This window comes from Cohnella abietis (assembly GCF_004295585.1).
Classification (GTDB): Bacteria; Bacillota; Bacilli; order Paenibacillales; family Paenibacillaceae; genus Cohnella; species Cohnella abietis.
In genome coordinates this window covers 3,899,505-3,912,672 of the sequence record NZ_AP019400.1, presented here as the reverse complement: position 1 = coordinate 3,912,672, position 13,168 = coordinate 3,899,505, and the positions used below count along the sequence as shown (strand labels likewise).

Sequence of the window (13,168 nt, the reverse complement as noted above, 5' to 3'; positions counted from 1 at the left end):
TAATAAAGCCCTCATTTATGGAGATGACAATCTTATGTTTAATAGTAAAATAGTAAAAACCGTCATATTACAAACTATTCTTTTCCTATTGCTATCTTTTATCATTCCTTCATCATTTGTTTTTGCTGAGGATGGTGAAGCGAATATTGTTCTTAATGGAGGCTTCGAGGAAGTTATCGGCGATGAGCCTGCGAATTGGACTAAGGATGCTTATTTGGTTGGCGACGAATATAGCCTAATGAAGGTAGTAGAGGGAGACGCAAGAACTGGCTCTCGATACGTAACTATAGAGAATATTCAGCCGAATGATGCCAAGTGGACTCAGACGGTTTCTGTTAAGCCTGATACGTTGTACAAGCTATCTGGCTGGGTTAGGGTTGCCCAAGCAGATGAGGGTGCCACTGGGGCGAACATTTCCGTTCTTGGCATCGGTACGACTTCATTGGACTTGAGAACACCCTCAGAAAGCTGGGAGCTACTTGAGCTTGTAGGTCGGACGGGAGCAGAGCAGGAGCAGATAACCGTAGCGGTTCGACTTGGAGGCTATGGAAGTCTGAACATTGGCAAGGTCGACTTCGATGACTTTCGTATGGAACAGCTCAAAGAAGCACCTACTGGGACAGTCGTTGTGCCGTTCGATCCAGCCGTCGATCAGGGAGAGGCAGTAGTGCCTAATGCGGGCTCCTCACATTCTGCCTACTCGGGTTGGATGATTTTCTACGGACTGGCTTATGGGGTGTTAGGTTTATTTTTGATTTCAAGGCTTCTAAACTCTAAAAAGAGCTTATTGGATCGTATAAATGGAGCGGGAAGAAATCGATTATGGCTGATCATTGGTATATTCGGTGGTGCTTTTCTACTCAGAATGATCTGTGCTCCGATTATTAAAGGACATCCGATTGATATCCAAGATTTTATAGCCTGGGCAGACCATGCATATCATAACGGATTGTCAGGATTTTATAACGGGGAGATTTTTGCGGATTACCCTCCGGGCTACATATACGTGCTATATGTTCTAGGCTTTATCAAATCGGTGCTTGGTCTGGAGCATGCTTCGTCTGCGTCCTTAATTCTCATTAAGTTTCCGGGGATGGTCGCTGATCTTATTGCAGGCTGGTTCATCTACAGAATGGCATTGCGCCTAGCAGAAGAGAAAACAGCTCTGTTAGCGGCGCTTCTATATGTGATTAATCCACTCGTTTTTATAGATTCCGTTGTGTGGGGACAAATGGATTCCGTATTTAGCCTGTTCATTGTGTTAATGGTTGTCTCCCTACAGAACAAGCGGCTTTCGATAGCTTCCGTCCTTTTCGTGGTAGCCGTATTAATTAAGCCTCAATCGCTTATTTTTGCTCCGTTAATTCTCTTATCCGTTCGAAGCTGGAGAGAAGCGCTAAAAGCAGCACTATATTCACTAGTAGTATTTACGATTATTATATTACCGTTTGCTCTACAGCAGGGTCCTTGGTGGATATTTAAACATTATCAATCGATGTTTGGTTTGTATCCTTATGCTACGTTTAATGCGTTTAATGGATATGCGCTGCTTGGAGCCAATGGTGTGAATACCGATCATAAGTGGTGGGGAATCCCCTTCGCAAGCTGGGATGTCTTATTTGTTGTCGCTATCGTCCTAGTAGCAGCATTCCTGCTCCTTCGAAGCCGCAGGGAAGGGAAGATCGTCTATGTGGCCTTCCTCATTGCATTGCTCGTATTCGTGTTCAAAACAGGGCTTCACGAGCGTTACGGCTACGCAACCGTTCCACTAGCCTTGATGAGCTGGGTATGGATTCGGGATGTACGCGTGATTAGACTATTTATCGGTGTTACCCTCACGAATTTCGCTAATGTGGCTTACGTGCTTAAACACGGTCTTAGCCAAGATTATTTTATTCAGAATGGCAATGGATTCATGAACATCGTTGCATTAGGCAACGTATGTCTTGCTGTGTATGCGGTATGGCTTGGTTATGAGCTATTGATTAAAAAGCCAAGCAGCGAACCGAGTAAGGCAGTAAAACCATCGATCCAACCGAGTAAGGCAGCCAAACCATTAACCGATCCGATTACACCCCAATCATCGATGTCTCGTAGGGATTACATTACGATGACTGCAATTACGGTTGTATATGCTGCTATTGCGTTGTTTCAGCTCGGTTCGACAGTCGCGCCGCAGAGCTTCTGGAAACCGGTCATACAAGGGGAAAGTACAACAGTCGACTTCGGGAAGACGCAGCAAGTACAATCAATTGTATGGTACGGCGGCATTGGAAATGGAAGCTTTCAGATCGAATATTCGGATGACGGCCGAGCATGGCTACCGGCTGCTACAGCTGATTTGAACGATGGTGCAGTATTTCAATGGCAGAAAGCTCAAGCTGTATTCACGACTCGATATGTGAAGCTAGTAGCGACACAACCGGGGGCTGCGCTAGGCGAAATGGCTTTCCTAGGGGAAGATCAAAGAGTTATTCCCATTACTAGTGAAGTTGAACCATCTCTAGTATTCGATGAACAGGGCACGGTTCCGCAACGTATCTCCTATAAGAACAGCATGTATTTTGACGAGATATATCATGCACGGACTGCCTATGAGAATTTACATGGATTGGAGCCTTACGAGACGACTCATCCGCCCCTTGGGAAGGTGATTATATCGGCTGGAGTTGCCATATTCGGTATGAATCCGTTCGGATGGCGAATCGCAGGTGTTCTTTTCGGAATAGCGATCGTTCCTCTTCTATACCTGTTCGCCAAAAGATTGTTCAGGGATACCCGTTATGCAGCTCTAGCATCGTTCTTGGTAGCCTTCGACTTTATGCTCTTTACACAAAGCCGACTGGGTACCGTTGACACCTTTGCTGTGTTTTTCATCTTATTGGCTTACGAGCGAATGCATCGTTATTATGAAATGAGTTTTTATAGAGATAAGCTGTTTAAGACGATAGCGCCGCTTGCGATTAGTGGGCTTGCTTTCGGTCTTGCGACGGCAACCAAATGGATTGGCTTGTATGCGGGGGCGGGCTTGGCATTCCTTTTCTTCCTCACGCTGTGGAAAAGGTATAAGGAGTATCAGCAAAACCGTAGGCTTCCCTTTGCGATGCACACGCTCTGGACTGTACTTGCGAGTGGGTTATTTTTCATCCTGGCTCCATTAATGATTTATTTAGCTTCATATATTCCGTTTATGCTCGTACCGGGTTCCGGACATGGATGGAAAGACATAGTCTCGTATCAGAAGTTTATGTTTAATTACCATAGCCAGCTACATGCTACTCATCCTTTCTCGTCGACATGGTGGGAGTGGCCTCTCATTCGCAAGCCTATTTGGTATTATGGAGGCTCGGAATTAGTACATGGCAGAATGGCTAGCATTGTTGCTATGGGTAACCCTGCCGTATGGTGGGTGGGGACGATTGCGGCTATAGCAACATTTCGCATGGCTTGGAAAAAACGAGATAATAGCATGACGGTTGTTCTTGTTGGAATTGTAGCGGCTTTTCTTCCATGGGTCCTCGTCACCAGACTAACGTTTATTTATCACTTTTTCGCTTGTGTGCCTTTTATAGTGCTATGTATTGTTTATTGGATTCGGAGAATAGAGGAGAGACAACCTACCTTTCGAAAATGGACACATGTCTACGCAGGAGCTGTTTTACTGCTATTTATTTTGTTTTATCCTATTTTATCGGGTATGGAAATCGATGTTTCATACGCGGATGGCGTTCTGAAGTGGTTTAGTGGATGGATTTTTCATGGATAAGTGGGAAGCTAACTTCGATAACCGCGAGCTTGCGGGATGAAGTTAGCCTTCTCCATTTATTAACATGGAAACGCATACAGTTACAGTAGGAATGCGTCTTATATGTTGATCTCGCTGTTTCTATAATGAGGGTGTATTACAATGAAAGGAGGATTTGTAACCGCTATCATAATTGCATTTTCAGACGCACGTAGTTTCTCGCATCTCACTTTATTGAGGAGGAATATAATGCGCAACAAGTACGTCGCATGGACGCTAGTAGTAACCATGCTGATCACGAGCTTTTTTCTGTCTGTCGGACCTTTCTCACCTGACCCTGCTTCTGCAGCTGGTGGACCCAATCTAACGCTAGGCAAAACCGTAACAGCGAGCGGGCAATCTCAAAATTATGAACCGAACAACGTGAAAGACAGCAATCAAGGCACTTACTGGGAAAGCACAAACAATGCGTTCCCACAGTGGATTCAAGTCGATCTAGCTGCAAATAGAAGCATTGACCAGATTGTTCTAAAGCTGCCTGCTGGCTGGGAAACGCGAACGCAAACGCTGGCTGTTCAAGGTAGCACAGACGGCACGACATTTACGAACCTTGTCGGCTCTGCGGATTATGTTTTTAATCCAACGGTTGCGAGCAATTCTGTCACGATTAATTTTGCTTCAGCTACTACACGCTACGTGCGTCTTAACGTAACGGGTAACACAGGCTGGCCAGCAGCACAGCTATCTGAATTCGAAATATACGGCACTGGCGGCACTATGCCGACTCCGAACCCACCTACGCCTACGCCAACTCCTTTGGGCACGCCTTACCAAGCTGAGTCTGCTGCACTGTCTGGCGGAGCTAAAGTGAACACAGATCACACCGGATACTCCGGCACTGGCTTTGTTGACGGATACTGGACACAAGGTGCGACAACGACCTTCACTGTCAATGTTCCGACGGCAGGGAGCAGTAATGTGGCTCTTAAGTACGCTAACGCGAGTGGAAGCGCGAAGACGATAAGCGTCTACGTCAACGGCACGAAAATTCGCCAGTCCTCGCTGCCTAATCTAGCGAACTGGGACACATGGAGTAACAAGCTGGAGGCACTCAACCTGAATGCCGGTAATAACACGATCGCGTACAAATACGACGCTGGCGATTCCGGCAACGTTAATCTGGATCAAATCACAGTAGAGACCCCAACTTCAACACCGACTCCAACGCCGACTCCAACGCCGACTCCAACACCGACTCCAACACCGACTCCAACACCGACTCCAACACCGACTCCAACACCGACTCCAACACCGACTCCAACACCGACTCCAACACCGACTCCAACACCGACTCCAACACCGACACCAACACCAACACCGACACCAACACCAACACCAACACCAACACCGACTCCAACACCAACGCCACCACCGGGCTCCAACATCGCAATTGGTAAAGCAATTACCGCATCCTCAGTTACTCAATCCTTCGTGGCTACAAACGCAAATGATAATAACACTAACACTTATTGGGAAGGCGGCGGAAATCCAAGTACGCTAACGCTCGATCTTGCAGCTAACCATGACATTACATCTATCGTACTGAAGTTAAATCCGTCCACTGAATGGGGTACGCGCACACAAACTATTCAAGTGCTCGGTCACAATCAGAATACGACTACCTTCAGCAATTTAGTGTCTGCTCAAACGTATACGTTCAATCCTGCTTCCGGCAATTCGGTCACGATTCCGGTGACTGCGACAGTTAAACGTCTGCAGTTAAACATTACGACTAATTCCGGGGCTCCGGCCGGACAAATTGCTGAGTTCCAAGTATTCGGCACGCCTGGGCCTAACCCGGACCTGACGATTTCAGACATATCATGGACTCCGACTTCTCCAATTGAGACAAGCGCAATTACATTAAACGCAACCGTTAAGAACATCGGTAACGCTAGCGCGCCTGCTACTACAGTTAACTTCTACCTGAATAACACGCTTGCAGGATCTGTTCCTGTGGCCGCACTAGCTGCGGGTGCTTCGGCAACGGTATCTCTGAATGCTGGGACGAAAGCTGCCGCGACTTACTCGGTGAGTGCTAAGGTAGATGAGAGCAATGAGATCATCGAACAGAATGATGGGAACAACAGCTACACGAGCCCGTCATCGCTCATTGTCGCTCCTGTAGCTAGCTCAGATTTAGTAGGAGTAGTTTCATGGACACCAAGTAGTGTAGTTGTTAATAGTACAGTAGGCTTTATCGTTAATCTCAAAAACCAAGGGAACGTTGCTTCTGCAGGCGGTTCTCATGGCATTACAGTAGCTCTGAAGAATTCTGCCGGTTCAACTATTCAAACCTTTAACGGATCATACACTGGAACTTTAGCTGCTGGAGCAGCAGTCAGCGTCTCAATACCTGGGACTTGGACAGCAATTACTGGCAACTACTCCGTAACGACTACCGTTGCTGCAGATGCTAATGAATTACCGATTAAGCAAGCAAACAACGTAAGTACAACAAGCTTGGTCGTATATTCTGCTCGTGGTGCTAGCATGCCGTACACCCGGTATGATACGGATGATGCTACCCGAGGCGGAGGTGCAACTCTACAGTCAGCACCGACATTTGATCAAGCACTGATTGCTTCAGAAGCTTCTGGACAACGCTATATCTCACTTCCGTCTAACGGCTCCTTTCTTCAATGGACTGTAAGACAGGGAGAAGGTGGCGCAGGTGTTACTATGAGATTTACTATGCCGGACTCGGCCGATGGTATGGGATTAAACGGTTCGCTTGATGTTTACGTGAATGGTGTCAAAGCCAAGACTATACCGTTGACGTCCTATTATAACTGGCAGTATTTCTCAAGTGATCAACCTGCTGATACACCTTCTGGCGGACGTCCGCTCTTCCGTTTTGACGAAGTACACTGGAAATTGGATTCAGCTCTTCAACCCGGAGACATCATCCGCATCCAGAAGTCCAATGCCGATACGCTGGAATACGGTGTTGATTTCTTAGAAATCGAGCCTGTTCCTGCTGCAATTCCTCGTCCTGCCAATTCAATATCCGTAACCGATTACGGTGCTATTGCCAATGACGGACTGGATGATCTTGCAGCATTTGAAGCAGCAGTAACTGCTGCGGTGGCAGCGGGTAAGACCTTGTATATCCCGGAAGGAACGTTCCACTTGAATAATATGTGGAAGATCGGCTCTGTCGCCAGCATGATTGATAACTTCACTATTGTGGGAGCGGGGATCTGGCATACGAATATTCAGTTTACCAACCCTAATTCTGCGTCCGGTGGTATTTCATTCCGTATCAAGGGCAAGCTGGATTTTAGCAATATTTATTTGAATTCCAAGCTGCGGTCTCGTTATCATGAGAATGCGATATACAAAGGGTTCATGGACAACTTTGGGAAAAATTCTAAGGTGCACAATATTTGGGTAGAGCATTTTGAATGTGGTTTCTGGGTAGGAGACTACGCACATACTCCGGCAATCTATGCTGATGGACTGATTATTGAAAACAGTCGTGTCAGGAACAACCTTGCCGATGGTATTAACTTTGCTCAAGGAACAAGTAATTCGATTGTACGTAATACCAGTGTAAGAAATAACGGTGATGATGGTCTTGCCGTCTGGACCAGTAATGTCAATGGTGCTCCCGCTGGTGTCAACAATACCTTCTCGTTTAACACCATCGAGAATAACTGGCGTGCAGCAGCAATTGCATTCTTTGGTGGTGGTGGTCACAAGGCTACCAACAACGTAATTATCGACACCGTTGGAGGTTCCGCAATCAGAATGAATACCGTGTTCCCAGGATACCATTTCCAGAACAACACCGGCATTCTGTTCTCGGATACTACCATTATTAACAGCGGTACGAGTAAGGATCTATACAATGGAGAACGTGGGGCAATTGATCTGGAAGCTTCGAACGACTCCATTAAAAACGTAACGTTTACCAACATCGATATCATCAACACTCAGCGCGATGCTATCCAATTTGGATACGGTGGTGGATTTGAGAATATCGTGTTTAACAACATCAACATTAATGGTACTGGTCTTGATGGGATTTTAACCTCGCGGTTCACTTCACCTCATCCGGGTGCAGCCATCTACAGCTACACCGGTAATGGTTCCGCAACGTTTAATAACTTAACGACTAGTAATATCGCTAACCCTAATCTGTACTACATTCAGACTGGCTTTGGTCTAATCATTAAATAAGCATCCGTGTAAGTCTGCGGGGGGAGGCGTTTTTGCTCCTCCCTTTTTTAATCGCCATTTAATTGACCGAAACAAACGTGTACCGTCGTCCCAAGGATGGGTGAAGCCATTTTACGTGGTCCTCTAAATTAAACTTACTGAGTGAACTACACATATGTGTTGGCAGACAGGTATGTGTAGTTCGCTCAGGAAGTCTGGGGGAGGAGAGAGGGGCTCGTGAATATTTGGGTGGGTAAAGTACATAAAATAGTGCTCGACAAAAAACTCAGATCTATTATGATAGAAGTTAAACTACGCGGCATATTGCAAAAGTTTATTAATTGCCGTGTGAAAATAGCGATAGTCGGTGATTTTTCCGTTTATTCGAGCAACAGCTTGAAGGATTTCATTAGGGAGAGCAACCAAGGGAAGGATATTTTTTTCCAGCCAGATGAAGAACAAGCTATTGCCAAATTGAGCGAAGGATTGGGAGGAAGATAGAGTGTCCGATAAGAGAACGGGCTTTGCTAATTATCCAATGGTGAAAATTCCAGGGGGTGAAATAGAATTACGTGATGATAGAACAAAGAGAAAATGGGTGTCCGTAATAAAGCCGTTCCAGCTTGCCCAGTATCCTGTAACTATGGAGCTATACTATGCGATCACCAACAAATCACAACTCGCTTTAGGGGAGAATAACAAGCAGCCAGTTGTGAATATCTCTTGGAATGAAGCCGTTATTTTCTGTAATCTCCTGTCTGAGAAAGCTGGGTTTAAGGAGTGTTATTCGTTTAGTAATCAGGGTGAAACAATCTGTGATTGGGAAGCAAACGGCTATCGCCTTCCTTCAGAAGCAGAGTGGCAGTATGCAAGTAAAGCTGGAACTACGGGATATAGATACGGGGAGCTTGATCAAATTGCTTGGTATGAAGAAAATTCAGAGGGCCATATCCATGACGTAGGCGGAAAACTACCGAATGCATGGGGTCTGTACGATATGTTAGGTAACGTATGGGAATGGTGCTGGGATCTATATGACCAAGAAGTGTATGGCTCTTATCGCATTTTCCGAGGTGGTAGCTGGGCAGAAGAGGCGAGAGGCTGTGGGGCAACGTGCCGCCGTCGCAGCCACCCTACTTTTTGCATAGACGACCTTGGATTCCGAGTTGCACAGTCTGTTCAATAAAACTTATTAATTCCGATTTTTTTAGTGTGATATAATGGGAGTCATAATATTTCTACCAGTCAGCTGGAGACCTATTCCTAATTGGAATTGGTTTTTTTTGTTATCTTACTGAAGAGGAGAAGATTAAAGATGACTGTAAGCAACGATATAATTGTAGACACCGACTGGTTAGAATCTCAATTGCACAACCCCCAAATAAGAATAATTGACGTACGCAAAAATGATTATCTAGATGGCCATATTCCAGGTGCAGTAAACGCGCCGGGTTGGACCTATTTTACGGACTCTAATGCAGAAATTACAGGAAATACATCACCAGATGATTTCCGTGAGAAAGCAGAGAAGTTAGGTATTAACGATGATTCAATCGTTGTTGTGTATGACATTGGAAACCAGTATGATGCGCCAAGACTCTTTTTCCTACTTGAGTATTATGGACATCGGAATGTGAAGTGGCTGAATGGTGGGTATAAAGCGTGGGTGCAGCAAAAGAAAGAGATTCAGAAGGATAACACGGTAGTGCAGAGAGGAACTTTTACACCGATTATATCTGCACACCGTTTAGTGGACAAGGCATTTATTCTTGATAATCTTGAGAACTCCAATGTTGCGATTCTAGATGTTCGTTCATCTGAGGAATATAGTGGTGAAAAGTCAATGTCAAAGCGTGAGGGACGAATACCTCGCTCATTAAATTGGGAATGGGGTCAAGTTTTTACTTCTGAAGATGTACCATTGCTTAAGACTTCCAGTGAGATAAATAAATCGATTCAAGCATTTGAAATTAACGATAGTAAGACGATTGTTCCGTATTGTCAACAAAACATAAGAGCATCTGTTATGTATCTAGCTCTTAGGTCGGTAGGTTTTGATCATGTTCGCCCCTATGAAGGATCATGGGAAGAGTGGGGGAATGATCCAAATACTCCTATAGAAAAAGGATAAAGCGAGTCGAGCATGACAGTTACATAAAACCAATCAAAATCCCGCCTACCATACCGCTGATTACAACTGTCCATGGCGGTAGTTTCCAGAAGGTGAGCATAACAAACAGGATTGAAGCTAATGCAAAATCTGCTGGTGCTATAATCGCTGTCGTCCACAATGGGTTATAGAGCGCGGCCAACAAGATGCCGACAACTGCTGCATTAACTCCGATTAGTGCCCCTTGAATACGGGAGCTTTTGCGTAGGGTGTTCCAAAACGGTAGAGCTCCGACGATGAGGAGAAAGGCAGGCAAAAATATTGCCACGGTGGCAACGACAGCTCCAGAGATGCCCTTAGCCATTGCACCTAAATAGGCTGCAAAGGTGAAAAGTGGACCGGGGACTGCCTGAGTAGCGCCATAACCGGCAAGAAAGTCTTCTTTATTGACCCAACCGGTAGGTATCATTTCTTTTTCTAATAGCGGCAAAACAACATGACCTCCCCCGAATACAAGTGAGCCCGATCGATAAAAGCTATCGAACAACGAAAGTAATCCTGAGTTCGAGAGCTGTCGCGTGAGGGGGAGGAAGATTAAGAGACCGAAAAAGACGCTTAAACACAGCACTGCAACGTTACGGCTGATAGGAACAGTAATATTCGGAGCTTCCGTAGTTACTGTTCTTCTGTACATCCACATTCCCACTAAGGCTGCCGCCACAATGAGCAGCACTTGGCTGAACATTGTTTGCCAAAGTAGGGTAATAGAAGCCACGATTACCGCAAGTGTAGCTCGTTTTTTATCTGGGGTTAGCTTTTGTCCCATACCCATAATGGCATGAGCCACAATGGACACCGCAACAATCTTCAGCCCGTGAATCCACCCCGCATTGCTAATATCGATTCCCTGCAGTAAGAAAGCGAACAATATTAAAGCAATAACAGATGGAAGCGTAAAGCCCACCCATGCAACGAAACCCCCGAGCAAACCAGCGCGAATGACCCCAATCCCAATACCGACCTGACTACTGGCAGGCCCAGGAAGAAACTGACTTAGAGCTACAAGATCAGCATAGCTTCGTTCGTCCATCCACTGGCGTTTCCGTATGTATTCATTATGAAAATAACCAAGATGGGCAATTGGTCCCCCGAATGAAGTTAGCCCGAGCTTAGTTGATACTAGAAGAAGCTCTAATAATTTTTTCGGTTTGCTTCGTGACTCGTCTAGCACTTCTTCTATGTGATTGGATTCCATATCTTATCTCTCCTGAGGTTAAGTCGTGTTTCTTCCTAATAATATCTCAAGTGGCTTAAGATCATAAAGCAATTTAATAGGATTATCCTATTTATTTATTTATTTATCTCCGCGACTTGGTTTCTCATTAATTTCTCATAAGAGGCGAGTACAATTTGCAAATAGTCATTTTATGAGAAAAGGGAGGATTTACGATGGGAAATTCTATTTCGGATGCTACGACATTATCTGGGGGCAGGCAGCTGTTAAACAAGGTACCAGAAATTACGATCTTTTTCTGGATTATCAAGATTTTGGCGACAACGGTGGGGGAGACCGCGGCTGATTTTCTGAATGCAGATTTGAATTTGGGCTTAACCAACACAACCTATATCATGAGTGGTCTCTTACTCCTCACTCTCTTTTTCCAATTCAAGTTAAATAAGTATGTACCGGCGATTTATTGGCTTACGGTCGTTCTCATTAGCGTTGTGGGCACATTGATTACGGATAATCTCGTAGACAACTTAGGGGTCGCATTAGAGACTACCACGGTTATATTTGCGTTCTTATTGCTTGCAACCTTCTGGGCTTGGTATGCGAGTCAGAAGACTCTATCCATCCACTCCATCCACACGACTAAGAGAGAAGCCTTCTATTGGCTGACCATTCTGTTCACATTTGCTTTAGGCACTGCAGCCGGTGATCTTGTGGCAGAGGGGCTCAACTTGGGGTACTGGGTGTCTGTGATCTTATTCGCGGTGCTGATAGGGGCTGTGACCATTGCTCACTATCGCTTCAAACTGAACGCGGTTCTGGCTTTCTGGATTGCCTACATCTTAACCCGTCCTTTAGGTGCTTCAATTGGTGATTATCTATCTCAACCACGCGATGATGGTGGACTTGAACTGGGAACGATCATCACTAGTGTGATTTTCCTCGTTACGATTTTATGCTTGGTTGTTTACCTGACTAAGACGAGAAAAGATGTAATCCCTCTCAACCTTCAAGATTAAGTAAGCCTGTACGCGTCCTCATACAACGAATGGTCACATAAACCTATATCAGTTTGTGTGACCACTCCTTTAATCTATAGGATAACAATTACTTGTCTTGAACTGGGAAGAAACGACGTATTAGACCTCGTTGAAGCTTGATGAAGAATAGAGGGACAACATCTAATCGTTTATTAAGCTTATACAGGGTTATGCTTGTTATGAAAGATAGAACAATGGCTCCTAAGATATCCCCTGGATAATGAACTCCTGCATAGATCCGTGAGATTCCAGTTAATATCGCTAAGATCACCATGACAATACCTAATCTACGTTTGAAGTACAAGGTGCTAAAAGCTATTGAAAATGCAAAAGTAGCATGATCACTTGGGAACGAAGAATCCGGCGCGTGTGGAATTAATTGGTTTACTTGATGCTCCATGAAGGGTCTAGCGTGGTTCACTTCTGGCGAAATGAGCATGCTTGCAATAAAAATGGCCACTGACGCTGATAGGACGGAATAGAAGACTAGCTTTTGGTTGGTTTCCTTCCCTGAGAACCATAGACAAACCATTACAGCAATCATTAACCATACGATATCCTGCGCAAACCATTCCATAATATCGTCAACCCAATCGTATTTCCCAGCCCAGTCATTAATGAATTGAAACAAATGATAGTTCATAATGTGCTTTCACCCTTTTTTTCTTTCCACTGTAGCCTACGAATCTGAGTTTTTCATGAGAATTTGATTATATCTAATCTCGAAGTGGCTTCTTGTTAAAGAGAACTGTATTGAACTGTATTGAACTGTATCGAAATCATTCCATTCAAAGTTATAATTACAGCAGGGTAAATAC

Annotated in this window: 7 protein-coding genes and 1 pseudogene; 6 read left to right on the top strand and 2 right to left on the bottom strand. The window is 44.9% G+C overall.

Annotated elements, in window-relative coordinates; translation table 11 throughout:
• The first annotated feature begins 34 nt into the window (after positions 1-34).
• The 5 genes and pseudogenes from KCTCHS21_RS16975 (at position 35) to KCTCHS21_RS16955 (ending at position 10,100) form a co-directional block, all read left to right on the top strand.
• A complete protein-coding gene (locus tag KCTCHS21_RS16975; RefSeq protein WP_130610779.1) occupies positions 35-3,766 on the top strand; it encodes a phospholipid carrier-dependent glycosyltransferase in 3,732 nt (1,243 codons plus the stop codon).
• A gap of 228 nt (positions 3,767-3,994) precedes the next feature.
• Positions 3,995-7,990 (top strand): discoidin domain-containing protein, encoded by a 3,996-nt coding sequence (locus tag KCTCHS21_RS16970; protein WP_130610776.1) that lies wholly within the window; start codon positions 3,995-3,997, stop codon positions 7,988-7,990.
• A gap of 291 nt (positions 7,991-8,281) precedes the next feature.
• A pseudogene (locus tag KCTCHS21_RS16965) lies at positions 8,282-8,470 on the top strand (DUF4180 domain-containing protein); the annotation flags it as partial.
• 37 nt (positions 8,471-8,507) lie between these two features.
• The gene (locus KCTCHS21_RS16960; protein WP_179952698.1) at positions 8,508-9,155 is read left to right on the top strand and encodes a formylglycine-generating enzyme family protein; all 648 of its coding nucleotides are present in this window, start codon (positions 8,508-8,510) and stop codon (positions 9,153-9,155) included.
• Positions 9,156-9,284: 129 nt separating this feature from the next.
• Positions 9,285-10,100: a sulfurtransferase gene (locus KCTCHS21_RS16955; RefSeq protein ID WP_130610770.1), complete on the top strand. Its 816-nt coding sequence runs from the start codon at positions 9,285-9,287 to the stop codon at positions 10,098-10,100.
• Positions 10,101-10,119: 19 nt separating this feature from the next.
• Here the strand turns inward: KCTCHS21_RS16955 and KCTCHS21_RS16950 are convergent, their stop codons facing one another.
• Entirely contained in the window at positions 10,120-11,334 is a 1,215-nt protein-coding gene (locus tag KCTCHS21_RS16950; protein WP_130610767.1) for a chromate transporter, read from the bottom strand.
• Between the two features lie 194 nt (positions 11,335-11,528).
• Between KCTCHS21_RS16950 and KCTCHS21_RS16945 the strand changes: the two genes are divergently transcribed.
• Complete coding sequence (locus KCTCHS21_RS16945; protein WP_130610765.1) at positions 11,529-12,329, top strand: COG4705 family protein; 801 nt, start codon at positions 11,529-11,531, stop codon at positions 12,327-12,329.
• 88 nt (positions 12,330-12,417) lie between these two features.
• On the opposite strand, the gene KCTCHS21_RS16940 is transcribed toward KCTCHS21_RS16945, so the two are convergent.
• A complete protein-coding gene (locus KCTCHS21_RS16940; RefSeq protein WP_130610762.1) occupies positions 12,418-12,993 on the bottom strand; it encodes an undecaprenyl-diphosphatase in 576 nt (191 codons plus the stop codon).
• Positions 12,994-13,168: the final 175 nt, after the last annotated feature.

Bases quoted from the DNA above. Each gene is read 5' to 3' on its own strand.
- KCTCHS21_RS16975 (WP_130610779.1), top strand. From the start codon at position 35: ATGTTTAATAGTAAAATAGTAAAAACCGTCATATTACAAACTATTCTT.
- KCTCHS21_RS16970 (WP_130610776.1), top strand. From the start codon at position 3,995: ATGCGCAACAAGTACGTCGCATGGACGCTAGTAGTAACCATGCTGATC.
- KCTCHS21_RS16960 (WP_179952698.1), top strand. From the start codon at position 8,508: ATGGTGAAAATTCCAGGGGGTGAAATAGAATTACGTGATGATAGAACA.
- KCTCHS21_RS16955 (WP_130610770.1), top strand. From the start codon at position 9,285: ATGACTGTAAGCAACGATATAATTGTAGACACCGACTGGTTAGAATCT.
- KCTCHS21_RS16950 (WP_130610767.1), bottom strand. From the start codon at position 11,334: ATGGAATCCAATCACATAGAAGAAGTGCTAGACGAGTCACGAAGCAAA.
- KCTCHS21_RS16945 (WP_130610765.1), top strand. From the start codon at position 11,529: ATGGGAAATTCTATTTCGGATGCTACGACATTATCTGGGGGCAGGCAG.
- KCTCHS21_RS16940 (WP_130610762.1), bottom strand. From the start codon at position 12,993: ATGAACTATCATTTGTTTCAATTCATTAATGACTGGGCTGGGAAATAC.